Raw genomic sequence first — 26606 nt, 5'->3', positions numbered from 1 at the left:
TCAGCAGGTCTTTTTGTATTCTTGTTTTTCTTATTTGGTAAACGGATAGGTTGTCCCTAAAATCGTGATGGTGGAATTGGAGTAATCGATCTTGATATCTTTGATATCAGCAATGTCCACATCCAAAACACCTGCTTCAATGTTTCGTGGGAACAGTACAAAATGTAAAGGGTCCTCAACGGTCAAGGTGTAATCCAGACCAGCTGAGCTGGTCCCGTTTTGTGAACCCTCCAACAAATATTCATCATCCCAGATGTAAAGAGGCGTGTCGCTGCCCGCTATCCATGTCCTTGTGGAATTTTCTTGATATTCGATTACGGCTCCGGCCTGTGTGGTGATTTTTCCATCTTCAATGACCACACTGTACTCTAGATTCCCGTCTCCATTTTCGCCCAAATTTTTGACCACATGCGTTCCTTCCACTTTGTACTCGTTATGGTAGTAGTCGGTAAACGTGGCGGTGTGTTCACTATCGGGCTGTCCGTACCAATTTGTGGAAACAATGGTCACACTGCCTTTGCGGGTGACCCCGTCCTTGCCGAGAACCCCTGTTCCAAAATTTACATTGATGGTTTTTGGGAATGTGACAAAATCGGCTGGGGATATGGTAATCTGCAGGCTTTCAGAAGTGGTCTCAATGGATTTGGCCTGTGAAGCGTTTGTCTCATTCTCAGCCGTCAATATCGCATCGCCATTGTTGTTCCCTATATCTTGGAATATTTTGCTTACCGTTACATACTCCACCAAAGCATCAACGGCAGAATCTGAGGGGGTCTCGTTTTTCACATCTTCTTTGTCGCAACCAAACAAGAGTAAGGCCAATGTAGGTATCATCAGTTTTTTCATAATGGATAAGATTTGTTGATGCAAATAACGCTAAATTCCTCATAATGTATATGTTCGGAGCATTATTTTTCCAGGTGGAATGGTTTTTTGTGTCTGTTCGACAGTAGGACAACAAGTTGAACAAAGGGTTTAATCCATATACTTTGAGTATAGATTGATCAGCCACCAAATCCAAAACCAGGGGCAAAATCCAAAGGAATTTTTTGGCCTCCTTTGGAAATGGACTCATAGATGGCCTCCACGATCATCATATCGCGTTTGCCCATGTCCCCGGGAGCTTTGTTGGGTTCGCCGAACAATACATGCTTGGCAAAATCGTCCATTTGCAATTTTTGTTGGCTTTCATGTGGAAATTTGATCTCGTCATCCTTTGAAGTGCGTCCGCTCAGAGGGCCATAATTGTTGGCAGGCTGAAGCTGGAACCAACCCGATGTCCCGGAAACATACATGCTGTTGGCGTTGAAATTGTGCGAGGTGGAAATGTTGCCGACGGCACCACTCGGGAACTCAAATTGGGCCATGATGGTCTCGTCCGTGTCCTTAAAATACTCAGGACGGGTACTGAACTCCTGCGCCGAAACGGAAATGGGATTTTCTCCCGTGCCATAAATGGCACTTTGCACAGCGTAGACGCCCATGTTCATCAATGCACCGCCACCCGATAGCGATTTGTCCAATCGCCATTGGTCCGGATTTCCCGTGGAGCGATAGGCCGCTTCAGCAGAAACAAATTGGATGTCGCCAAAAGTTTTCCCCTTTACAAATTTCTTCACTTGCTGCGTATAGGGTTCGGAATGCAAACGGTAGCCCATTCCTAGTTTTACACCGGCCTTTTTACATGCATCGATAATCGCATCGCACTCCTCCACACTAATGCCCATGGGTTTTTCACAGATGACATGCTTTCCGGCTTGCGCCGCACGAATGCTGAACTCGGCATGCATGCTGTTGGGGAGCACTACGTAAACCACGTCTATGTCCTCATTGTTGGCGATGTCATCGAAATTTTGGTAGTTATAGATGTTTTTTGCGGGAATGCCATACTTGTCGGCCCAAGCCTTCTCCTTTTCAAGGGTTCCTGTTACAATCCCCGCCAAATAGCAGTGTTGGGTATCTTGCAAAGCAGGGGCCAGTTGATAGGTGCTGTAACTGCCGAGCCCCACCAAGGCAATGCCCAGTTTCTTTTTATCCTGACTGGTGCCCATGGCACAGGCAAACGGGGCAGCGGAAAGTAGGGCGGCACCCCCCATTCCTTTGGCGATGACCGTGTTGAAATTTCGGCGGGTAATGGTTTTCATGTGTTGCGGTTTTGGTGATGGTATTAAAGGTAGACATTAGCTCCTAATTCTGCACTATCGGTTTCTTTTACGAATCTTTTAACAAATCGGGAAGTTTCAAAATATGTATTTTTAGCAACGTGTAATGATTCAACCTAAATTAAAATGAAAAAACTTTATCTCTTTGGCATATGCCTTTATGCCGCAGTTTCTTTTGGCCAAGAACGAAAATTGCCCGTGGACACCACAGTGACCACGCAACATGCCGTGACCATCAACGGGACACGTATCAACTATACCGCAACAACGGGAACACAGCCTGTTTGGGACGAACTGGGAAAACCCATTGCAGCGTTGCACTACACCTACTACACCAAAAATGATGTGAAGGACCGTGCCGCACGCCCCTTGTTGATTTCTTTCAATGGAGGGCCTGGTTCAGGTTCGGTGTGGATGCACTTGGCCTACACAGGTCCTCGTATTCTGAAGATTGATGATGAAGGATATCCTGTGCAGCCTTATGGAGCCAAGGAAAACCCTTATTCCGTGTTGGACGTCACCGACATTGTTTATGTAAACCCGGCCAACACCGGATATTCCCGCACTATTCCCGAGACTGGGAAGGAAGTGGATCGCGAAAAATTCTTCGGCATCAATGCCGATACCAAATATTTGGCCGAATGGCTGAACACCTTTGTGACCCGGAACAACCGCTGGAGATCCCCAAAATATATTGTAGGGGAAAGTTATGGCGGTACCCGGGTGATGGGACTATCCTTGGCGCTTCAGAACCAGCAATGGATGTACCTGAACGGGGTGATCATGGTGTCGCCTGCGGATTATAAGGTTTTTAGGGACAACGACCCTGTTTCCAGTGCGTTGAACCTCCCCTACTTTACGGCCGCCGCATGGCACCACAAAGCACTGCCTGCTGCATTGCAGAGCAAGGATTTATTGGAAATCTTGCCCGAGGCGGAAGCCTTTACCATCAATGAGCTGTTGCCCGCCATTGCCAAGGGAGGTTTTATCCCCGATGCAGAACGCACCGCCATCGCAAAGAAAATGGCCTATTACTCCGGTTTGAACGAAAAAGATATTTTGGACCACAACCTGGATGTGCCTACGCAATTCTTCTGGAAAAATCTCTTGAAAGATGAAGGCGGCTACACTATTGGACGTTTGGACAGCCGCTATCTAGGGTTTGACAAACAACTTTTCGGTTCGCGTCCAGATTATGCCCCCGAGCTGACCTCATGGTTGCATAGCTTCACCCCCGCCATCAACTATTATTTACAGGAAGAGTTGGGTTTCAAGACAGACATCAAATATAACATGTTCGGACCTGTTCACCCATGGAACAATGATGACGACAATGTTCGTGAAAACCTTCGCCAAGCGATGGCGCAGAACCCATACCTGAACGTATTGGTGCAATCCGGTTATTATGACGGAGCCTGTACCTATTTTGCCGCAAAATATACCATGTCCCAAGTGGACCCCAGCGGACGCATGAAGGACAGGTTCGAGTTCAAAGGATACCGTTCCGGACACATGATGTACCTCAGAAAAGAGGACCTCAAAACCGCCAATGATGATATTCGTGCCTTTATCCTACGCACACAGGCCAATGGCAAAAGTGCGAAGTATTGATAGTTAGATCACACTAAAATTCTAAGAACGGTGATGTGAAAATTTCATATCATCGTTTTTTTATATCTTTAAGATATTGACATTCTTGCTTCTATAGCAAAATAGCAAGTGTCAATGCAAAAAACATATCGCTATGGGAGGAGAAGGAAGCATGATGCATGCCGTCAACAGTGTAAAGGAAAACAGAAAACTTCTTAAAAAAAGAAAGTTCAAGTCCGTGGATGATGTTTTTGGAAAAAAGAACTCCACTTTCCTCAGTTTTAAGAAATCCTCTCCCAAAGATATCCTTAGGGTCCAAAAGGATATGCAACTTCAAAAGCAGCGGAACCTAAAAATCCAGGTGGTTTCATTTTTGATGACAGTGTTGATTATTTTGGGCATCTATCTCCTTCTATCCTAAATTGTTTTCTATTTTTAACAAAAAACAAAGATGTTGAAAACACAAACCTTGATTTGGACCATGGCCGCATTGTTAGGATTTTTGAACCCGATGAAGAGCACGGCCCAAGATTGGCCCAATCTGGAAAAGTACAGGGAGGCCAATGCCGCTCTGCCCGCACCGACTGCAGAAGGGAATAGAGTTGTCTTCATGGGCAACTCCATCACCGAGGGCTGGTCGGGCGCCAATCCGGATTTTTTCAATGACAACCCTTATGTTAACCGCGGAATCAGCGGGCAGACCACGCCCCAAATGGTATTGCGCTTTCGGCAGGATGTCATCGCCCTTGACCCAAAAATCGTGGTCATATTGGCGGGAACCAACGATATTGCAGGAAATACCGGCCCCATGACCCTGGCACAGATCAGGGACAACATCCTTTCCATGGTGCAACTGGCCAAGGCCAACGACATATCCCCCATTGTCTGTTCGGTGCTGCCTGCTTACGATTATCCATGGCGGCCCGGAAAAGAACCCAATATCAAAATTCCTGAACTGAACGGTATGATCAAGGAGATGGCTGCCCAAGAAAAAGTCATGTATCTGGATTATTTTTCAGCCATGTCCGATGACCGCAACGGACTTCCCAAAGAATTGACCACGGATGAAGTACACCTGACCAAGGCCGGCTATGCCGTGATGGAGAAATTGGTGCAGGAAGCCATCCAAACAACCCTTTCGAAAAAATGAACGATCTGGAATTCTTGAACGCATTTGAGTCGGGAAACTTTCCTCCCAGTTTGTTCGACCATGGGGCCCATTTGCGATTGGCTTGGATCAACTTGAAACAGTATGGGGAAGAAAAGGCCATTGAAAATGTGTGTCAAAGCATTAGGAATTTTGATGCACTCCACGGGGATGGCAGTAAGTTCCACACGACCCTGACCGTGGCCTCCATCAAGACGGTGAACCATTTTATGCAAAAGTCCAAGTCCCATCAATTTGCGGATTTCATCCGGGAATTCCCCAGATTGAAGACTTCTTTCAAGGAATTGTTGAATCAACATTATGGCTTTGATTTATTTTTCGACCCAAAGGCAAAAAATGAATATGTAGCTCCTGATTTGCTTCCTTTTTGATGGTTCTATTGATCAGCCATTGTTTTTCAGTTACTTTGTAAAATGCAACAAAACAAGGTCAGCATCATCATTCCGTTCAAGGACACGGCCCATTTTTTGCCCGATTGTTTGGACTCCATTCTGGCGCAGACCTACGGGAATTGGGAAGTCCTGGCCGTGAACGATCATTCCAGTGACCATAGTTTTGACCTGCTTTCCAATTATGCCCAAAAAGATCCAAGAATCAAGGTATTCCAAAACGAAGGAAACGGCATCATTCCTGCCTTGCGGACAGGATATGCAAAAAGTACTGGTGGATTTGTGACGCGGATGGATTCCGATGACATCATGAAACCCAACAGGCTCGAGGTCATGGTGGAATCTTTGTTGAAAACAGGAGAAGGGCATGTTGCCGTGGGGCAAGTAAGGTATTTTTCGGACAGGGGCATCAGCAATGGCTACGACCGTTACGAGAAATGGCTGAACCAATTGACGGCGACCGGGAAGAATTATAGTGAAATCTACAAAGAATGTGTAATCCCCTCCCCTTGTTGGATGGTGCACCGAGCTGATTTTGAACGCTGTGGAGCTTTTCATCCCAATCGTTATCCAGAGGATTATGACCTCACGTTCCGGTTTTACGAACAAGGGCTGAAAGTCATCCCCTGTGCGCAAGAACTGCACCTATGGCGGGATTATGACACCCGCACCTCGCGGACACACGAGCACTATGCACAGAATTATTTTTTGGACATCAAGCTGCATTACTTCTTACAGTTGGATCATGACAAGAATCGACCTTTGGTCGTTTGGGGAGCTGGTTTCAAAGGGAAGGCGATTGCGAGGGGACTTCAAAAAAAAGGGTTGGATTTTACATGGCTGTGCGACAATCCCAAAAAGATAGGTAAAAAAATCTACAAGAAAAAACTCGCCCATTTTGAAGCATTGCAAAAACTGAACAACCCACAAAGCATTGTCACTGTGGCCAACGAAACTGCCCAACAAGAGATCAGGGCCTTTTTTCAAAGTTTGGGCCAGGAACCCATGACGGATTATTTCTTCTTTTGTTGAATGAAAGTTATTATGTTGTTCAGTTATTTGATTATTGAACTTGAACTTGACTCTTGAACTTGAGTTTGCCCCCAGAAGTTTCACCCCGAACTATTTTAATCCCTATATTTGTCCAATCAAAGTTGGGAATGCAGTTTAAACATCCGGAAATTCTTTGGGCTCTTTTTCTTCTGGTCATTCCCGTCATCATCCACCTTTTTCAGTTACGCCGATTTACCAAGACCCCGTTCACCAACGTGGCCATGCTCCAAAAAGTGGTTTCGGAATCCCGAAAAAGCAATTCGTTGAAGAAATGGTTGCTATTGTTCACCCGTCTCCTGTTGTTGGCCGCCATCATCATTGCTTTTGCGCAACCTTTTACCGCAATGGTGACCGCCCTGAAAGAAAAGGAAACCGTGGTCTATCTGGACGACTCCTTCAGCATGCAGGCCAAGGACAATGGGCTCACCCTTTTGGAAAAAGCGGTACAGGACCTGATCAAAAATCTGGATGCGGAAACCAATTTCAGTCTTTTTACCAATGAAAGGACTTTTGCAGACATTCGCATCAAGGACATACAGAATCGATTGTTATCGCTCCCTTATTCATCCAAACAACTCACTTTGGATGAGATCGGTTTGAAAGCCAATACCCTTTTTTCCACCTCCAATACCACCACAAAAAACCTGATCGTCATTTCCGATTTTCAGCAAAGATTGCTTTCCAATAGTAGCCCCATGGATTCCACCCAAAACACCTATTTGGTGCCCTTGAGGCCCGAGGAAGCCCTGAATGTGGCCATAGACTCCGTTTTTATGGAAGATGGCACAACGGACCAAGAATCGCTGGGTGTGCTGCTATCCGGAGGGGCGGAAGAGGGCACCTTGCCCATTTCGCTCTACAATGGCCAGGACCTGATTGCCAAGACGGCCGCAAAATTTTCAGCCAACGGAACGGCCAAAGTGGTCTTCTCCATTCCATCGAACCAAGAAATCAATGGCAGATTGTCCATTTTGGACAATGGTCTGGGATACGATAACACCTTCTATTTCAACATCAACGCCAAGGAAAAAATCAAAGTGGTTGCCGTAATGGGTTCGGACAGTGACTATTTGGAGCGCCTCTATACCGATGATGAATTCGAATTGAAGAAATTCACTTTGAACCAATTGGATTACAGTGCTCTGGATGGACAAAATGTAGTGGTCCTGGACAACCTGAAGGCCATTCCCAACAATCTGCAAAGCGTGCTCCGCACCTTTAGGGACAATGGCGGCACATTGATCATTGCCCCTTCGTTGGAGAGTGATTTTCCGTCCTACAACGCACTGCTGGCAAGTTTGGCGGCTACGCGCTACACGGACACGGTGACCAGGGCCTCCCAAGTGACCACCATAGCATACGACCATCCGCTGTACAGGAACGTATTTGAAAGTGAGGTCGCCAATTTCCAATACCCCACCGTGAAGGAACACTTCAAAATACAATCAAGGCTGCCCAAGATCCTGTCGCTGGAGGGAGGGGATGCCTTTTTATCCGGCGACGATGGGCTTTATGTATTCTCGGCTTCCTTGGAGCAGGAGAACTCCAATTTTAAAAACTCCCCGTTGATCGTCCCCACCTTCTACAATATGGCCCATTCAAGCCTACGGGCACCCGGATTGTACCATACTTTGGGGAGCAGCAGTTCCATCGACATTGCCGCAAATCTGGGGAACGATGATATTCTGAAAGTTTCCAAGGAAGGGTATGAATTTATTCCTTTGCAACAGGTATTTCCCAATCGGGTCCGGCTCACTTTTGACCAAAACCCGACCGAAGATGGCATTTATGCCATCCAACAAAATGGGCGTTCCTTAAAAAATATCAGCTTCAATTACCCACGGGAAGAGAGCCAACTCCAATACCTGGATGTTGACAATCTGCCACATACGACCACCCAAGACTCCATAGCGTCCCTTTTTGACCGATTGGAAGCGGACAGCAATATCACCGCTTATTGGAAATGGTTTGTTATTTTAGCGTTGCTTCTGGCACTGATAGAGGTTATCATTCAAAAATTCGTTACATGAACATTCTGCTGAAGGCTGCAAAAATTGTTTGTCCGGAGAACAAGGAACTTCACTTGAAAAAGCGGGACATCCTCATCAAAAATGGGATGATCGAAAAGATGGCCGCTTCCATCGAAGCTCCTGCCAACACAAAATCGATCAACCTCAAGAACCTCCACGTATCGGTAGGATGGTTTGACAGTGGTGTGAGTTTTGGTGAGCCCGGTTTTGAGGAACGCGAGACCATCGCCAACGGACTCCGGGTAGCGGCAAGCAGCGGTTTCACTGATATTTTGCTATACCCAAGTACCCATCCCGTGCCGGACACCAGCTCGGATGTGGTCTTTTTGAAGGAACGCGGACTGGGAAAACCCACCAACATACACCCGATGGGGGCATTGACCAAAAACTCGGAAGGAGTTGACCTGGCTGAACTTTTTGACATGAAAAACGCCGGTGCGGTCGCCTTTTTCGACTTTAAAAAACAGGTATCCAATCCCAATCTACTCAAAATAGCTTTGCTATATGCCCAAAATTTTGATGGACTGGTCTTTTCCTTTCCCCAAGATGGGAGCATCAAGGGAACAGGGGTCGCCCATGAAGGTGAAGTGTCCACCACCCTGGGGTTGAAGGGAATTCCCGCCCTTGCCGAGGAACTTCAGGTTGCCCGTGATCTTTTTATACTGGAATACACCGGAGGGAAACTCCATATCCCGACCATCTCCACGGCCGGATCGGTAAAACTGATTGCCAATGCGAAAAAGAAGGGACTGGACGTTACCTGTAGCGTGGCCATTCACAACCTATTCTTTTCGGATGGGGAATTGAAAGGATTCGATACCCATTTTAAAGTATCCCCTCCCCTTCGCAGCAAAGCGGACAGCAAGGCCCTCATCAAGGGCTTGAAGGACGGCACCATCGATTTGGTGACCTCGGACCACGTACCTATCGATATAGAACACAAACGTGTGGAGTTTGACAATGCCATGGACGGCACCCTTGGACTGGAATCTGCATTTGGCAGCCTCAACCAACTGCTCGGCACCAAGGAAGCCATCGCCTTGATGACCAAAGGTCGCTCCCGGTTTGGAATAGAAAATCCTTCGTTCAAGGAAGGGGCCAAGGCGAATATCACCCTGTTCAACCCGGACGAAACCTACACCTTTGGGCAAAGCAATATCCTGTCCACTTCGAAAAACAGCATGTTTCTGGGCACGGAACTGAAGGGAAAAGTGTACGGAACCATCAATAAAGACCAAATCATTGTACATGAGCGGGATTGAGACCGGAAAAACGACGGCCATTGTGGCCTACATCACCATTGTGGGTTGTCTCATCGCCATCACCATGAATTTGGAACCCAAAAATGCTTTTGCCCGGTTCCATATCCGACAGGCCTTTGGCATACATTTGCTTTTCCATGCGCTGGCCATACTGTTGACCTATTCGGGCTTGGCCTATGTATCGATCATAGCCTACATTGTATATATGGTACTATGGGTGCTGGGCTTCGTACAGGCACTGAACGGAAAAACAAAGCCCTTACCTGTGATTGGTTCCTATTTTCAAAAATGGTTCACCTTCATTTCATAAAAACTAAACAATGTCCCCCACCCCACTGTCCCTGGAACACCTGATACGCCCCTCCCAACTGACAACCGGAAAACCTCCGGCCATTTTCCTCTTCCACGGATATGGCAGCAATGAGGAAGATTTGTTTTCCTTTGCCCCGGAACTTCCTGAGGAATTGATGGTGATCTCGGTACGTGCACCCTATGACCTGGAACCTTTCGGACATGCCTGGTATGCCATCAATTTTGATGCCGAGCAAGGCAAATGGAGTGATGATGCACAGGCAAGGGAATCCCGGGACAAGATTGTGAAGTTCATCGATGAGGCCATTGAAGCCTATAATTTGGATGCGAAAAACATTACCCTCTTGGGCTTCAGCCAAGGCACCATCCTGAGCTATGCCGTGGCCCTTTCCTACCCTGAAAAGGTCAAGAACGTGATTGCCCTGAGCGGATATATCAACGAAAAAATCCTAGTGGACGGCTATGCCGAAAAAGATTTGGGCCACTTAGACTTTTATGCCTCGCACGGACAGGTGGATCAGGTCATTCCTTTGGAATGGGCGCAAAAAACACCAGATTTTCTGGAACATCTGGGCATTGCCTACACCTATGAAGAATTCCCCATTGGCCACGGGGTCTCCCAACAAAATTTCTTTTCCTTCCGAAAATGGCTCGTGGAGCGACTTTGATGTGAGAAGTTTGAAGTCGGTGGTCCGAAGTCAGGAGTCCGAATAGACAAAAGACAATAGAAAATAGACGATAGAGAATAGACTTAGCCTTTTGGTGATTTGGTTATTCAGTTATTGGGTTATTGATCACTGCCTACTGCAAACTGGACTATTGGGATTTGGAATTTGGCACTTAGTGTTCGAGGTCGGAAGAGACTAAAANTGGGCCGGTCAACCCAATTTGCCCTCGAACATTTTTTTGGGTGCAACTAATCTATCCATAGATTGTAACGACATGACACATAGTGATGCACGTGCCACTCTAATTGCTGAGAAGGGTTGGTCCATTAATGATACTCCGTGTAACTAAGTAGCATACTCAATTTTTTCATAAAGACCGGGAGGGCCATAGGGTTCTTCCGGTTTTTTTTGTTCAATTATTGGGTTATTTGGTTACTGGGTTATTTTGTTATTGGGTAGTTTGGAAGAGATGAAAGAAAATAGACTGGTTTTTTCTGTTTGTTGTTGTTTCAGGTTTTTGGGATTTGGTCGGAAGTCCGAAGTCGGAAGTCAGGAGTGTCACGTTGAGCGCAGTCGGAACGTCGGAAGAGACTAAAGAATATAGACCATAGAAAATGGACTTTGGTTATTCGGTTCTTGGGTTATTGATCTCTGCCTACTGCAAAGCTGCATACTGGAATTTGGTGTCCGGAGGCGGAAGTCGGAAGTGTCACGTTGAGCGCAGTCGGAACGTCGGAAGAGACTAAAGAATATAGACCATAGAAAATGGACTTTGGTTATTCGGTTATTGGGTTATTGATCTCTGCCTACTGCAAAGCTGCATACTGGAATTTGGTGTCCGGAGTCGGAAGTCGGAAGTGTCACGTTGAGCGCAGTCGAAACGTCGGAAGAGACTAAAGAATATAGACCATAGAAAATGGACTTTGGTTATTCGGTTATTGGGTTATTGATCTCTGCCTACTGCAAAGCTGCATACTGGAATTTGGTGTCCGGAGTCGGAAGTCGGAAGTGTCACGTTGAGCGCAGTCGAAACGTCGGAAGAGACTAAAGAATATAGACAATAGAGAATAGACTGGTTTTTCCTGCTTGTTGTTGTTTCAGGTTTGTGGTTTCAGGTTATTCTGTTACTGGGTTATTCGTCATTGCCCAATGTTTACGGTCTGACCTTGAACTTGAAACTTGAAACTTGAACTTTGTTTTGGTTATTCTGTTACTGGGTTATTGACCACTGCCTACTGCAAAACTGCATACTGCATACTGGAATTTGGACTTTCAGCTTTGGGATTTGGTCGGAAGTCCGAAGGGACAAAAGAACATAGACGATGGAAAATAGACTTTGGTTGTTCCTGTGTTGACCATTGGTCATTGTTCATTGTAAATTGGATTTCCCTTCCCCTTTGGCCGTTGACCCATCCGCCCCCAACCCGAAACCTGTAACCTGAAACCTGTAACCTGAAACCTGTAACCTGAAACCTGAAACCCGTAACCCGAAACTTTAAACCCAAAAACCACAGTTCAACCTCCCGTTGAGCTTGAAACTTGCACTTGGGCTTTTCCCCACATTCCGACGTTTCGACTGCGCTCAACGTGACACTTCTGACTTCCGACTTCGGACTTCTGACCCCTTCTCCCATCAACCCAAACACCCCATCCGTCAACCCAAACCCCGTATCCGTCAGATCGTGCCCAGAACATTTCCCCGATCACCCGATCTTGCCATATTATTCATTCTAACAACAAAACAAATTGACTATGAAGCACATCATCAAGAAATTAGGTATCGCCCTTTTCGCCATGGCCCTGCTATGGTCCTGTGGCAAGGACGATGGGCCGACTACTCCCCCGCCCCCTGATCCCCAAGACCAGAACACCGCCCCGGTGATGGCGGCACAGGAATTTTCGGCAAAAGAAGACATCACCCCTGCCGATGCCATAGGAACGGTGGCGGCCACGGATGCTGACAATGATGCCCTTACCTTCAGCATCAAGGCCAACGACAACGCGCTCTTCTCCATTAGTTCCGCCGGGGCACTGACCCTGGCAGCGAGCAAGGCACTGGACTTTGAGACCAAGACGCAGCACAGCATCACCGTGAGCGTGAGCGACGGTACGGAAACCACCGATGCCACCATCACCATCAAGGTGGAGGATGTGGACGAAGTGGTCCCTACTGAGAACACTGCCCCTGAGATATCGGATCAGGAATTTACGGTGCTCGTAGGAGAGGAAATCCCTGATGCCATTACAATAGGCACCGTGGAAGCAACAGATGCAGATGGGGATGAACTCACTTTCACAATCCTGAACGATGCGGACGGCCTCTTTGAAATCAATCCAACCACTGGGGAGATTTCCCTTAAAAGTCTAAAGGCTGCCGATTTTGTCTCCAAGGTGCAGCACAACATCACTGTGGAAGTGAGTGACGGAAAGGACAAAGCATCTGCATCAGTCACCATAAAAGTGGAACAGAACAGTGCCCCAGAGATAATGGACCAAGAGTTTACAGTAGCCGAGGATATCAACGACACTGAAGTGATCGGTACTGTTGAGGCAACGGATGCAGATGGGAACGGGCTGACCTTTGCACTTGTGACCGACTTGGACAATCTCTTTGAGGTTGATGCCACCACCGGAAATCTCTCTCTCATAGCTGGAAAAACTCTCGACTTTGAGAAAAAGACACAACATTCCATTACCGTTTCCGTTACCGATGGTATGGACACTGTGCCGGCCACAATCACAATCAACGTGACTGACAAGGAAGAAAACCTGTCAAACGACCCCAATGCTTTTATCACTACGTGGAAGACGGATGCCGACAATGAGGAAATCGTGATAGGGACCAATAACAGCTATGATTATAACTATACCATTTATTGGGGTGATGGCACTTCAGAGCAAATTACCACCAGTGACCCCATTAGCCATATCTATGCTTCTGCAGGCACACATACCGTGTCTATAGTAGGAGTATTTCCTGCCATTCGGTATATCAATGGGGTGACCACATCGTCCAAGCTAATGTCCATAGAACAGTGGGGCACCATAGCTTGGAGGACAATGCAGAATGCGTTTGCCTATTGTATCAACATGGTCTATAACGCCACCGACACTCCAGATCTTTCCCAAGTGACCAGCATGAGCTATATGTTCCTCAGGGCGGAAGCTTTCAATGGAGCAATTGGGGATTGGGACACTTCCAATGTGACCGATATGACAGGTTTATTTAGACGAGCCATTGCTTTTAACCAGGATATAGGAAACTGGGACACCTCTAATGTAACCTCTATGTCCTCTGTGTTTTTAGATGCCAACTCGTTTAACCAAAACATTGGCAATTGGAATATTGGTAGTGTGATTACGATGACCGGTATGTTCGATAATTCTGGGATGTCAGTACCCAGTTTCAATGCCACTATAGTGGCTTGGAACGCCTTTGTGGAACAAAATGGCGGCCCCTCAGGGATAACTATTGGGGTAGATGGTGTCCCTTCATGTCCAGGTACCGCTGCCGCCAGAAGCAACCTGATCAATATGTGGAATTGGACTTTTCAAGGAAATGTGCAATATCATCCAAACTGCAATTGATCTCAAAAGGACAGGATAAATCACAAACATAATCTTGCCACCGGGAGGCCTTTAGGTCTTTCGGTGGTTTTTTTTATTTGAGGATCGGGTTACTGGGTTATTCTGTTATTGGGCTGTCGCCTGCCTACCGTGGTCATTGAGCTTGTCGAAATGCAGGTAGGGAAGCCAGGAGTCGGAAGAAACAAAAGAATATAGACCATAGAAAATGGACTTTGGTTATTCTGTTACTGGGTTATTCGTCGTTGCCGAATGTTTACGGTCTGATCTTGAACTTGAAACTTGAACTTTGTTTTGGTTATTCNCCATAGAAAATGGACTTTGGTTATTCGGTTATTGATCTCTGCCTACTGCAAACTGTATTATTGGAATTTGGAATTTGAATATTTGGTGCTTGATGTCCGAAGTCGGAAGTGGTTTCATGTTTCCTGTCTCTTGTGTCTTTTTTTCTATTCTCCCTATTCTTTGTTCTTGAACTTGGAACTTGGAACTTGAAACCCGCAACCCGAAACCTGAAACCCGCAACCCGAAACCTGNGCTGCATACTGTATACTGGAATTTGGAATTTCAGGTTTGGGATTTGGTCGGGAGTCAGAATAGACCAAAGAACATAGACCATAGAAAATAGACTTTGGTTGTTCCTGTGTTGACCATTGGTCATTGTAAATTGGATTTCCCTTGCCTTTTGACCTTTGGCCGTTGACCCATCCGCCCCCAACCCGTAACCTGAAACCTGAAACCCGTAACCCGTAACCCGAAAAGCACAGTTCAACCTCCAGTTGAGCTTGAAACTTGCACTTGGGCTTTTCCCCACATTCCGACTTCCGACTTCTGACCTCTTCCCCCATCAACCCAAACACTGCATCCGTCAACCCAAAGCTNTAGACCATAGAAAATAGACTTTGGTTGTTCCTGTGTTGACCATTGGTCATTGTAAATTGGATTTCCCTTGCCTTTTGACCTTTGGCCGTTGACCCATCCGCCCCCAACCCGTAACCTGAAACCTGAAACCCGTAACCCGTAACCCGAAAAGCACAGTTCAACCTCCAGTTGAGCTTGAAACTTGCACTTGGGCTTTTCCCCACATTCCGACGTTTCGACTGCGCTCAACGTGACACTTCTGACTTCTGACTTCCGACTTCAGACTTCTGACCCCTTCCCCCATCAACCCAAACACCCCATCCGTCAACCCAAACCCTGCATCCGTCAGATCGTGCCCAGAGCATTTCCCCGATCACCCGATATTGCCACATTATTAATTCTAAACAACAAAACAAATTGATTATGAAGCACATCATCAAGAAATTAGGTATCGCCCTTTTCGCCATGGCCCTGCTATGGTCCTGTGGCAAGGACGATGGCCCAACACCTTCCGGCAATGCCGTTCCCGTGATCGCCGCCCAAGAGTTCAACGCCTTCGAGGCCATCACCGACACTGAAGTGATCGGCNAATTAGGTATCGCCCTTTTCGCCATGGCCCTGCTCTGGTCCTGTGGCAAGGACGATGGCACTACACCACCTGCGGACAAGAACACCGCCCCGGTGATCGCCGCCCAGGAGTTCAACGCTTCCGAGGCCATCACCGACACCCAGGTGATCGGTACGGTGCTCGCCACCGATGCGGACAAGGATGCACTCACTTTTAGCATCAAGACCAACGACGACGCACTTTTTGAGATCACCGCTGGCGGGGACCTTTCCCTGGCCGCCGGAAAGGCACTGGATTTTGACGCCAAGGCCCAGCACAGCATCACCGTGGAGGTGAGCGACGGGGAGGACAGTGCCTCGGCCGCCATCACCATAAAAGTGGTGAAGGAGGGCACGGACCCCACCAACTCAGCCCCTGTGATGGCGCCACAGGAGTTTACCGTGGCCGAGGACATTGCCGACACCGCGACCATAGGCACCGTGGTGGCCACCGATGTGGACAATGACGCCCTTTCCTTCACTATGGTGACCAACGACAACGACCTTTTCAAGATCGGCACCACAGGCGTGCTTACCCTGGAAACGGGCAAGGCCCTGGACTTCGAGACCGCCACACAACATAGCATCACCGTGCGGGTGAGTGATGGGGACAAGACGGCCACTGCACAGATCACCATCAAGGTGACCAACGTGAACGAGGGCGGCCAAGGATTGGCAGACGATCCTGCCTCCTTTGTCACCACTTGGAAGACCACTATGGCCAATGAGGAGATCATCATCGGAACAAACAGCAACCTTACTTATGATTATATGATTGACTGGGGCGATGGCACGGTGGAGCAGATCACCAGCAGTGACGATGCCACTCATATCTATGCCACCGCCGGCACCTATACCGTGGCCATCAAGGGGCAGTTTCCACATCTTTTTATGTTCCATGACATTGACGATAGGGGAGAGAAACTCATGTCCATCGAACAATGGGGCACTGGACAATGGCAGAGCATGGTAAGTGCTTTCGATTATTGTGTCAATATGGTATATAATGCCACGGACATGCCCGACCTTTCCCAAGTGACCAATATGTCATTTATGTTCCTTTATGCCGAAGCTTTTGATGGGGACATCAGTGGCTGGGACACTTCCAACGTAACCAATATGTCCGGAATCTTTCAAAACGCCTTGGCGTTCAACCAGGACATTAGCGGTTGGGACACTTCCAACGTGACCAATATGTCCGGAATCTTTCAAAACGCCTTGGCGTTCAACCAGGACATTAGCGGTTGGGACACCTCCAAGGTGACCAGTATGTCCCTCATGTTCATTGGGGCCACCGCTTTTGACCAAAGTTTGGGGGACTGGGATATATCCAGTGTGACAGATATGTCCGGTATGCTCAATAATTCTGGGATGAGTATGACCAACTACGGCGCTACCTTGGTCGGTTGGGCCGGTCAACCCAATTTGCCCTCGAACATTTCTTTGGGTGCAGATAATCTAGCCATAGATTGTGACAATATGGCGCACAGTAATGCACGTGCCACGCTACTTGCTGAGAGGAGTTGGACCATTAGTGATACTCCTTGTAACTAAGTTTCATACTCAATTTTTTCATAAAGACCGGGAGGGCCATTGGGTTCTTCCGGTTTTTTCTTTTCGGGATACAGAATAAAGAAAATAGAGGATAGAACATGGACAGATGTACTGCCCACTTCCGTTCCAGGTCTGTGGTTTCAGGTTATTGGGATTTGGTCGGAAGTCAGAAGTGTCACGTTGAGCGCAGTCGAAACGTCTGAAGAGACCAAAGAGGATAGAACATAGAGGATAGACTGGTTTTTTCTGTTTGTTGTTGTTTCAGGTTTTTGATTTCAGGTTATTGGGATTTGGTCGGAAGTCAGAAGTCCGAAGTCGGAAGTCGGAAGTCGGAAGAGACTAAAGAATATAGACCATAGAGGATAGACTGGTTTTTCTGTTTGTTGTGGTTTCAGGTTTTTGGTTTTAGGTTATTCTGTTATTGATCTCTGCCTACTGCAAACTATATTATTGGAATTTAGAATTTAAATATTTGGTGCTTGATGTTCGGAGTCGGAAGTGGTTTCATGTTTCTTGTGTCTTTTTTCTATTCTCCCTATTCTTTGTTCTTGAAGTTGAAACTTGGAACTTGAAACTTGAAACTTGGAACTTGGAACCCTTCAACTCTTAACCATCAGTTATTTCGGGCATAGAGCAGATGGTCCAGCAAGGTAAAATCCACACTCAGGTCGTCCTTGAGCTCATATTTGATGATCAGGTCGCCCCAATATTTACCATCGGAAAAATCGGCCAAGATCCATTTGTGGTTCAGCACCTTGATCTTGTTGATCTTAAAATCACTTTCCATCCCTTCGTAGGGCACTAAAGGATTGTCCCCTGATTTTTCATTGGTCTCCAACAATTTATCCTGAATATAGCGCGATGGATTTTCCAAGTTGAGATGGTCATAATAGGCCAGGGCATCATCATTGTTTTCCAAAGTGAAATACTGCATGTCCAAGACCCGTAGCTGTGTCTTCAAGAGGGAATCGTTGAGAGATTCCATCTCGGCATGCAAACGGTCAATGTCCACATTTTTTGAATTAAGGGCATCTTGCATTTTGTTGCCGGCCACAAACTGGTAAAGGGCCAAAAGGGCCGCAAATACGAACAGGTAGAGGAAAATTTTGTTCTTCATTAATTTATATGTTATGTGAGTCTATAATTCCCTTAGTATTGAATTGAAAACAACTTATTGATAATCACGTATTTATGTGTTTTCGTCAATCTTTCGACTGCGCTCTAGTTCTCGACTGCGCTCGAACTGACAGGGCACGATAGGATAACGCATAAGGATAGCCTATATTTTCAGTTTTAGGTTATCGTAGGCCAAATGTACATTTTTGGGCAGTTTTTTTTCCACTTCCGCATGGAAACCCAACATATGGCTGATGTGGGTGAAATAGGTTTTTTCAGCCCCCACCTCTTCGGCAAAGGCAAGGGCTTCTTCCACATTGAAATGGGAATGATGGGGCTCCTCCCGCAGTGCATTGACCACCAAGACCTTGGCACCTTTTATTTTTTTGACCTCCTCCTCCTCTACCCGTTTCACGTCGGTCAGGTACACAAAGTCCCCAAATCGGTAGCCAAATACCTGCAGCCGGTTGTGGTAGGCTTCGATGGGGATCACATCCAGATCGCCCAAATGGATGGGCCTGTCCTTTTCCACTGGGAACACTTGTACCGCAGGAGCTCCAGGATATCGATTTTCATCCGCAAAAATATAATCGAACCTTCTTTTCAGGGAGTGGATGACCCGCTCGTGGGCATAGATGGGAATGTCCCCCTGTCGGAAAAAAAAGGGGCGAATATCGTCTATACCTGCCGTATGGTCGGCATGTTCGTGTGTAAAGAGGATACCATCCAGTTGTTCTATGGGGTTTTTCAGCATCTGTTGCCGAAAATCGGGGCCGCAATCGATCACATAGTTGTACGATTTCCAAGAAACCAGCACGGAGACCCGCAGCCTTTGGTCCTTTGGATCCTTGCTCTTGCACACAGGATGGTCACTACCAATCACAGGGATACCTTGTGAGGTTCCCGTTCCCAAAAAAGTGATGGTCATCCTGTCATCCATGAAAACCAAAATTATAACATATTTATGTAATAGATTGAACGAAGAGTGTAACTTTGTGACATCGTAAATTTTCGAATATGCCTACCGTACCGAGCAAAGAAAATGCTTTCGAAAACATACCTTCCATTAAGGCAAAAACGCTGAGGATCAACTTAAACCCAAATATCTACGGAACCTTTGCCGAAATCGGGGCCGGACAGGAGACCGCGAGGCATTTTTTCAGGGCCGGAGGTGCTTCGGGGACCATTGCCAAGGCCATGAGTGCCTATGACAAGTCCTTCAGTGATGCCATTTATGGGATTGAGGAAGACGGAAGGTACGTGACCCAGTCCCGATTGAAGAAGATGCTAGACCATGAAATGCGACTGGTGGAGGAACGGATCAGTAGGGAGAGCAACCCCAACTATCTGTTTTTTACCTATGCGAACACGGTGGCCACCATCGATTTTTCCAAAAGGTACAAAGGGCATGGATGGGTAGGTATCCGGTTCCAGTTGGATCCCGATCAGAAGGAATATGACGAGATCGTGCTCCACATACGGTTCAAACAGAACGAAGCGCGATTGCAGCAGGAAACCTTGGGCATTTTGGGGGTCAACCTGATCTATGGGGCCTTTTTCAAGTTCCATAAGCCCAAAAAACTGTTGAAATACCTCTATGACCATATCGACAAGGACACCTTGGAAATTGATATGGTGAACTTTACCGGGCCCAACTTTGCCGATGTGGACAACAGGTTGATGAGTTTGCAGCTGATCAAGAACGATATGACGGATGCGGTGATGTTCGGGCCGGATGGCAACAACCTTCTTCCCGCGGCCGTACTCTACAAAAAGAGCATTTTGGCACTTCGGGGTAGTTTCAGGCCCGTCACCAAGGTGAACATGGACATGTTCCAGAAATCGTATGATATTTTCATCAGGGAACAAACGGTGGAATATGAAAATACCATCGTTGTTTTTGAGATCACGCTTTCCAACCTGAAGGCTTCGGGGGAAATTGATGAGCAGGATTTTATGGACCGTGCGGAACTGCTCTGTTCATTAGGGCATACGGTATTGATCTCCAAATTCCAGGAATATTACAAACTGGTGGAATATTTCAACAACTACACCAAGGCCAAGATCGGGCTTACCATGGGTGTGAACAACCTAGTGGACGTTTTTGACGAGAAATACTATCGACACTTGAGCGGTGGCATTTTGGAGGCCTTTGGAAAATTGTTCTTCAAAGACCTAAAAGTCTACCTCTACCCCATGAAGGACCCCAACACTGGGCAAATCTTGACCAGCAACAATGTGAAGGTGCACCCAAGGATGAAGGAGCTGTACAAATTCTTCAAGTACAACGGGAAGGTGATGGACATCATAGATTACGACCCGGAAGTGCTGCATATCTTCTCCAGGGATGTGCTCAAGAAGATCATCAACAACGAAGAGGGCTGGGAGGACGAGTTGCCAGAAGGTATTGCCGAGATCATCAAGCAGAAACACCTTTTTACCCGAAAAGTGCTTGAGGAGAAAGAGTAAAACAAAGTTTTAAGCCCAAGTACAAGAATCAGGTTCAGCGTTGGACAGGATTGTGGAATGCGTGTATTGGGTTTAAGATTTCAAGTTTCAGGTTTTTCCAATGATTCCGTTTACAATAAGCAATTACCAATAACTCAATAATAGAATAACCGAACGATAAAGTCTATTCTCTATCGTCTATGTTCCTCTTGTCTCTTCTATAAAAAGCCGCTCTATTCAAGAATCTGCGCAGCGTGGTCCGTAGTCTTGACCTTGTCGATGACTTTTTCCACAACTCCATTCCCATCGATCATAAACGTGGTGCGATGGATGCCGTCGAATGTTCTTCCCATGAATTTTTTTGGCCCCCAAACCCCAAAGGCATTGATCACGGTATGATCTTCATCAGCCAATAACGGGAAAGGGAATTTATATTTTTTCTTGAAATTGGCCTGTTTTCGCACAGAATCCGCACTTACGCCCAAAAGCTCGTAACCTTGACTTTGCAATTCTTTATAATTGTCCCTCAAATTGCAGGCTTCCAGGGTGCAACCCGGTGTATTGGCCCTTGGATAGAAAAAGACGATCAGTTTCTTTCCTTTGTAGTCGCTGAGATGAATCGTGTTGCCATCTTGGTCTTTTGCAGAAAATTCAGGTACTTTATCCCCTACTTTTAATATATTCATGCGCTTTCTGTATTGAATTTATGTTTAATCTTATTAGATGCAAAGTTAAACAAATATGACCAAACAAGAAAAGGTTGATTTCACCATTCAGACCTTGGATGAGCTTTACCCTACCATTCCCGTTCCATTGGACCACAAAGACCCTTATACCCTTTTGATCGCTGTGCTGTTATCGGCCCAAAGCACTGACGTTCGGGTGAACCAGATTACGCCTCTCTTGTTTGAAAAGGCGGACAATCCGTACAATATGATCAAACTTTCCGTGGAAGAGATACGGGAAATCATAAAACCCGTAGGGCTTTCCCCCATGAAATCGAAAGGAATCCACGGTCTTTCCCATATTCTGGTGGACAAGTACAATGGGGAGGTGCCACGGAACATTGAACTATTGGAGGAACTGCCGGCCGTGGGCCACAAAACGGCCAGCGTAGTGGTTTCCCAAGCCTTTGGCATTCCGGCATTTCCTGTGGACACCCATATCCACAGATTGATGTTCCGATGGGGATTCAGTAACGGAAAAAATGTGGTGCAAACGGAACGGGACGCCAAGCGTTTGTTCCCAGAGGAAATTTGGAACAGATTGCACCTGCAGATCATATGGTATGGAAGGGAATATTCCCCGGCCCGTGGCTGGGATCTGGAAAAGGACATCATCACCAAGACGATAGGCCGAAAAACGGTGATCGACGAATATTATAAAAACAAAAAGAGCCGCTAATTGCGGCTCTTTCTGTCAGTTTGATCCTTAAATTAATTTAAGGTTACTTCAAACTGATGCTTTTTGTAGTCAACTACATGAATCGATTTGGAGTAGCTAAGCAAAAAATTTACGGTCTTTTGGCTAGCTCGTACCGTTTTCACGGATTTTTGTTCTTCAGAGTAAATATTTTCCATATTCTAGCGTAAATGTTTCAAATAGATAACGCCAGTAAAATGGAAATATTGCAACGTTCGACGTAATGCGCTATTAATTCGTTAAAACGATGTTCTTGCGATCAACGATTTTTCTCAAGTTGATAAGTGCGTAGCGCATTCTACCCAAGGCCGTGTTGATGCTGACACCAGTGTTTTCGGAGATTTCCTTGAAACTCATGTCCTTGTAGATCCTCATGATCAGCACTTCTTTTTGGTCTTCGGGCAATTCCTCGATCAAAAGGGTAAGATCGCTCTCGATCTGGTCTTTGATGAGTTGTTTCTCAACATTCAGTTTTTCATCCTTGATCACGGAAAAGATGTTGAAGTCATCACTGCCTTCGAACTTGGGCATTCTTTTGTTCTTACGGAAGTGGTCTATGATCAGGTTGTGGGCGATCCGCATTACCCAGGGAAGAAATTTGCCCTCTTCACTGTACGATCCCCTTTTCAGGGTCTTGATCACCTTAATGAAAGTATCTTGGAAGATGTCCTCTGCAACATCCCTGTCCATGACCTTTGAATAAATAAAACTGGTGATTCGTTGGTTGTGCCTGTTGATGAGTATTTCCAACGCCTTCTCATCTCCGGCAATGTAGTTCTTTACTAAAATCGAGTCATTAATCTGTAGTTCCATACAAATTACTTTTTTGGTTAAAATCATCACCCTTCCCTTTCAGGAAAGATTTTCAGGTATTTAGTTTTTAATCTTAAAAAGTAATTATGCTGTATAGGCCTATTCAGTTTTTTAATTACACTTCAAATATAGATATTTAGGTAGGCGACCTAAAAAACTATGTTGTGAGTTGCTAAATTTTATATGTTAACTGGTGCAATATACGTATTAAGTGTTGTGTATCGTATCTTTGAGACCCTAATTTTAACACATGGCGGCCATAACTGACCTCGATCCCAAGCAGCACATCATTATCAAAGGTGCCAAACTGCACAACCTGAAAAATATAGATGTGGTGATCCCCAGGAACAAACTGGTGGTGATCACCGGGCTATCGGGTTCGGGCAAGTCCACCTTGGCCTTCGATACCCTTTATGCGGAAGGCCAACGGAGGTATGTGGAAAGCCTTTCCTCCTATGCCCGCCAGTTCTTGGGCAAGCTGGACAAGCCCAAGGTGGATTATATTAAAGGTATAGCCCCTGCCATTGCCATTGAGCAAAAGGTGAATTCCACCAACCCGAGATCAACGGTAGGGACCACCACGGAGATCTATGATTACCTAAAGTTGCTCTACGCCCGCATCGGCAAGACCATTTCCCCCATTTCTGGCAAGGAAGTGAAGAAGCATACGGTATCGGATGTCATCAACCATATTAAGGCATTGGAAGAGGGAAGCAAACTATTGCTTTTGGCCCCGGTCACCATTAAAGAGGATAGAGATGCCATCAAATCGTTGGAGCTTTTTTCCAAGCAGGGCTATGCCCGTATCAAATATAAAGGTGAGGTCTTACGGATAGACCAGGCTCCCAACGATATTGGAAGGGAGTTTGACCTTGTGGTGGACCGGATCATTGTAAAGGACGATGAGGATTTTTATAACCGATTGGCCAATGCGGTGGACAATGCCTTTTTTGAAGGGAAAGGGGTCTGCGCCATTGAGAACCTTCAAACCGGGGAAACCCAATCCTTCAGTAACCAGTTTGAACTGGACGGCATGAAATTTTTGGAACCGAATGTGCATTTGTTCAGCTTCAACAATCCGTATGGTGCATGTCCCAAGTGCGAAGGCTATGGGGATGTCATCGGCATCGATGAAGATCTCGTGATCCCGAATACTGCTCTCTCCATATATGAAAACGCTGTTTTTCCTTGGCGTGGAGAAAGTATGGGTTGGTACAGGGACCAGTTGGTAAACTCGGCCTACACCTTTGATTTTCCCATTCACAAACCTTGGTTTGAACTTTCGGAGGAACAAAAACAATTGGTCTGGGACGGGAATGAGCATTTTACAGGGATCCATGAATTTTTCGCACAACTTGAAGAAAAGAGTTATAAAATACAGAACCGTGTGATGCTTTCCCGTTATAGGGGAAAGACCAAGTGTTCCGTGTGCAAGGGGAAACGGCTCCGCAAAGAGGCCGATTATGTAAAAGTGGGCGGAAGATCCATTTCAGACCTTATTGAACTGCCCATCAAACGGTTGATGCCCTTTTTTGGGGAGCTTCAACTTTCGGAACACGATAGGACGGTTGCCAAACGCTTGCTTCAGGAAATCACCACCCGATTGGAGTTTTTGGACAAAGTGGGGCTAGGTTACCTTACCCTCAACCGAAAATCCAATACCCTTTCCGGAGGGGAAAGCCAGCGGATCAACCTGGCCACTTCGCTGGGCAGCAGTTTGGTGGGTTCCATGTATATTTTGGACGAACCCAGCATTGGCCTTCATCCCCGGGATACTGAAAATCTCATCGAGGTGCTGAAATCCCTTCGGAATTTGGGCAATACCGTCATTGTGGTGGAACACGATGAAGACATTATGAAAGCTGCGGACGAAATCATCGACATAGGCCCTGAAGCGGGTACCTTGGGTGGTGAGGTCGTGGCCACGGGCAACATGGAAGCCATTTTGAAGTCCAGTTCGCTTACCGCTGCCTATCTGAACGGAACCTTGGAAATAGCCGTGCCCAAAGAGCGTAGAAATTCCAAACACTACATCCAGATCAAAGGGGCACGGGAGAACAACCTTAAAAATATAGATGTCACTTTTCTACTGAATGTGCTTACCGTGATCACTGGGGTTTCGGGAAGTGGGAAAAGTACCTTGGTCAAAAAAATCCTCTACCCCACCATCCTTCAGGCAGTGGGCGGATATGGTGAAAAGGCAGGTCAGTTTACTTCCGTTGAGGGAAAATATTCGCACATCAAGCATGTGGAATTTGTGGACCAAAACCCCATCGGGCGTTCCTCACGTTCCAATCCTGTGACCTATATAAAGGCCTACGATGACATCCGAAACCTTTTCGCATCGCAGAAGCTGAGCAAATTACGAGGCTATCAGGCCAAACATTTCTCATTCAATGTGGACGGAGGTCGCTGTGAAAAATGTAAGGGAGAAGGTGAGATCACCGTAGAAATGCAGTTTATGGCCGATGTGCATTTGGAATGTGATGTGTGCAATGGCAAACGCTTCAAAAAAGATATTTTGGAAGTGCAGTTTGAAGGTAAAAACATCGATGATATCCTGAACATGACCATTGATGATGCCATTGCCCATTTCGAGGCACACAAGCAGGACAAGGTCGTGGGCAAATTGCAGCCACTGCAAGATGTGGGACTGGGGTATGTTACCTTGGGGCAGTCCTCCTCCACCCTTTCCGGCGGCGAGGCACAGCGTATCAAACTGGCCTCTTTTCTGGTGAAAGGAAACACGAAGGAAAAGGCCCTGTTCATCTTTGATGAACCTACGACCGGACTTCATTTCCACGATATCAAAAAATTATTGAAATCATTCGATGAACTGATTGCCAAAGGACATTCCATCATTGTGATCGAGCACAACATCGAGCTCATCAAATGTGCAGATTACATCATCGACCTTGGGCCAGAAGGCGGGGAAGATGGTGGACACCTTATCGCCGAGGGTACCCCGGAGGAAATTGTCCAGAACAAGGACTCCCATACAGCCAGCTATTTGAGGGAGAAGCTCTAAAATAGACGATAGAAATTAGACAATAGAGAATAGATCTAGGTTATTCTGTTATTGAGTTATTTGTTATTGAGTTATTTTGCAAACTACCTACTGATCTGCCTAACCTTGAACTTGAAACTTGGACTTGAGCTTTTGGGTCCTGACTAATCATTGGCGCTTGGATTACATCATAGCCCCATACTTTATATTCTGAAGACACGGAATGTTCAAAAAAATCTCAATATTGGGAGGGAATTCTTCCTTTTGGTATGGATGGGAAAGGTTACTGCCTACTTGATCTCATGTATTTGAATTAAAAGTCCTACAAATTCCAAGGCCCAACCCTTTATTTCGATTTCCCATTTTTCATCCGTGGATCCAAACCCTAGATCCATCAATCCAGCTAGCCCATCCATCAATTGGACACCTTTTCCAATTTTTCAATTCACTTCATTTGCACAGAATTTTTAAGGTGTGAAAGACCTATAACATTCAATTGTAAATAAACTGCTTATTGCCTCATAACCAATTCCATGCAAAAGTATAAAGGGGTTCGGGCA

Annotated in this window: 20 protein-coding genes; 14 read left to right on the top strand and 6 right to left on the bottom strand. The window is 46.3% G+C overall.

Going from position 1 to position 26606, the window contains the following annotated elements; all coding sequences use genetic code 11:
• Positions 1-30: 30 nt before the first annotated feature.
• Together FOT42_RS01465 and FOT42_RS01460 are read right to left on the bottom strand one after the other, a co-directional pair.
• Entirely contained in the window at positions 31-846 is an 816-nt protein-coding gene (locus FOT42_RS01465; protein WP_151888795.1) for a hypothetical protein, read from the bottom strand.
• 158 nt (positions 847-1004) lie between these two features.
• Entirely contained in the window at positions 1005-2144 is a 1140-nt protein-coding gene (locus FOT42_RS01460; RefSeq protein ID WP_151888794.1) for a Gfo/Idh/MocA family protein, read from the bottom strand.
• Between the two features lie 144 nt (positions 2145-2288).
• On the opposite strand from FOT42_RS01460, the gene FOT42_RS01455 reads away from it, so the two are divergent.
• The 11 genes from FOT42_RS01455 (at position 2289) to FOT42_RS01405 (ending at position 17240) form a co-directional block, all read left to right on the top strand.
• Complete coding sequence (locus FOT42_RS01455; RefSeq protein ID WP_151888793.1) at positions 2289-3773, top strand: S10 family peptidase; 1485 nt, start codon at positions 2289-2291, stop codon at positions 3771-3773.
• Positions 3774-3906: 133 nt separating this feature from the next.
• The gene (locus tag FOT42_RS01450) at positions 3907-4173 is read left to right on the top strand and encodes a hypothetical protein (RefSeq protein ID WP_151888792.1); all 267 of its coding nucleotides are present in this window, start codon (positions 3907-3909) and stop codon (positions 4171-4173) included.
• Positions 4174-4203: 30 nt separating this feature from the next.
• Positions 4204-4902, top strand: coding sequence for an SGNH/GDSL hydrolase family protein (locus FOT42_RS01445; protein ID WP_151888791.1), 699 nt, complete (start codon positions 4204-4206; stop codon positions 4900-4902).
• On the top strand, positions 4899-5291 hold the full coding sequence (locus tag FOT42_RS01440; protein ID WP_151888790.1) for a hypothetical protein: 393 nt from the start codon (positions 4899-4901) through the stop codon (positions 5289-5291). The genes FOT42_RS01445 and FOT42_RS01440 overlap by 4 nt, the downstream gene beginning before the upstream one ends.
• Before the next feature lie 42 nt (positions 5292-5333).
• Entirely contained in the window at positions 5334-6341 is a 1008-nt protein-coding gene (locus tag FOT42_RS01435; protein ID WP_151888789.1) for a glycosyltransferase family 2 protein, read from the top strand.
• A 128-nt stretch (positions 6342-6469) separates the two neighbouring features.
• Positions 6470-8392, top strand: coding sequence for a BatA domain-containing protein (locus tag FOT42_RS01430; protein ID WP_226789766.1), 1923 nt, complete (start codon positions 6470-6472; stop codon positions 8390-8392).
• Positions 8389-9654 (top strand): dihydroorotase, encoded by a 1266-nt coding sequence (locus FOT42_RS01425; protein ID WP_151888788.1) that lies wholly within the window; start codon positions 8389-8391, stop codon positions 9652-9654. The genes FOT42_RS01430 and FOT42_RS01425 overlap by 4 nt, the downstream gene beginning before the upstream one ends.
• Positions 9641-9964 carry a DUF4870 domain-containing protein gene (locus FOT42_RS01420; protein WP_151888787.1) on the top strand — a complete coding sequence of 108 codons (324 nt, stop codon included), beginning with the start codon at positions 9641-9643 and terminating at the stop codon, positions 9962-9964. Before FOT42_RS01425 ends, FOT42_RS01420 begins: the two co-directional genes overlap by 14 nt.
• Before the next feature lie 10 nt (positions 9965-9974).
• Positions 9975-10634, top strand: coding sequence for an alpha/beta hydrolase (locus tag FOT42_RS01415; RefSeq protein WP_151888786.1), 660 nt, complete (start codon positions 9975-9977; stop codon positions 10632-10634).
• Between the two features lie 1752 nt (positions 10635-12386).
• Positions 12387-14222, top strand: a complete 1836-nt coding sequence (locus FOT42_RS01410) for a BspA family leucine-rich repeat surface protein (protein WP_151888785.1) — start codon at positions 12387-12389, stop codon at positions 14220-14222.
• A gap of 1281 nt (positions 14223-15503) precedes the next feature.
• The gene (locus FOT42_RS01405; protein WP_151888784.1) at positions 15504-17240 is read left to right on the top strand and encodes a BspA family leucine-rich repeat surface protein; all 1737 of its coding nucleotides are present in this window, start codon (positions 15504-15506) and stop codon (positions 17238-17240) included.
• A gap of 613 nt (positions 17241-17853) precedes the next feature.
• Here FOT42_RS01405 and FOT42_RS01400 read toward each other — a convergent pair.
• Both FOT42_RS01400 and FOT42_RS01395 read right to left on the bottom strand, forming a co-directional pair.
• Complete coding sequence (locus FOT42_RS01400) at positions 17854-18357, bottom strand: hydrolase (RefSeq protein WP_151888783.1); 504 nt, start codon at positions 18355-18357, stop codon at positions 17854-17856.
• A 162-nt stretch (positions 18358-18519) separates the two neighbouring features.
• Complete coding sequence (locus tag FOT42_RS01395) at positions 18520-19284, bottom strand: MBL fold metallo-hydrolase (protein ID WP_151889307.1); 765 nt, start codon at positions 19282-19284, stop codon at positions 18520-18522.
• 89 nt (positions 19285-19373) lie between these two features.
• Here FOT42_RS01395 and FOT42_RS01390 point away from each other — a divergent pair, with 89 nt between their 5' ends.
• A complete protein-coding gene (locus FOT42_RS01390) occupies positions 19374-20825 on the top strand; it encodes a TonB-dependent receptor (RefSeq protein ID WP_151888782.1) in 1452 nt (483 codons plus the stop codon).
• Between the two features lie 212 nt (positions 20826-21037).
• Here FOT42_RS01390 and bcp read toward each other — a convergent pair whose 3' ends face one another.
• Complete coding sequence (gene bcp, locus FOT42_RS01385; protein ID WP_151888781.1) at positions 21038-21490, bottom strand: thioredoxin-dependent thiol peroxidase; 453 nt, start codon at positions 21488-21490, stop codon at positions 21038-21040.
• 55 nt (positions 21491-21545) lie between these two features.
• Here bcp and FOT42_RS01380 point away from each other — a divergent pair, with 55 nt between their 5' ends.
• On the top strand, positions 21546-22208 hold the full coding sequence (locus FOT42_RS01380) for an endonuclease III domain-containing protein (RefSeq protein ID WP_151888780.1): 663 nt from the start codon (positions 21546-21548) through the stop codon (positions 22206-22208).
• 249 nt (positions 22209-22457) lie between these two features.
• Here the strand turns inward: FOT42_RS01380 and FOT42_RS01375 are convergent, their stop codons facing one another.
• Entirely contained in the window at positions 22458-23039 is a 582-nt protein-coding gene (locus FOT42_RS01375; protein WP_151888779.1) for an RNA polymerase sigma factor, read from the bottom strand.
• 250 nt (positions 23040-23289) lie between these two features.
• On the opposite strand from FOT42_RS01375, the gene uvrA reads away from it, so the two are divergent.
• On the top strand, positions 23290-26067 hold the full coding sequence (uvrA, locus tag FOT42_RS01370; protein ID WP_151888778.1) for an excinuclease ABC subunit UvrA: 2778 nt from the start codon (positions 23290-23292) through the stop codon (positions 26065-26067).
• The last annotated feature ends 539 nt before the right edge of the window (positions 26068-26606 follow it).

Source organism: Flagellimonas hadalis (assembly GCF_007785775.2).
In the GTDB taxonomy this organism is placed as follows: Bacteria; Bacteroidota; Bacteroidia; order Flavobacteriales; family Flavobacteriaceae; genus Flagellimonas; species Flagellimonas hadalis.
The sequence above is the reverse complement of the archived record's forward strand: the minus strand, read 5'-3'. Positions and strand labels throughout refer to the sequence as shown.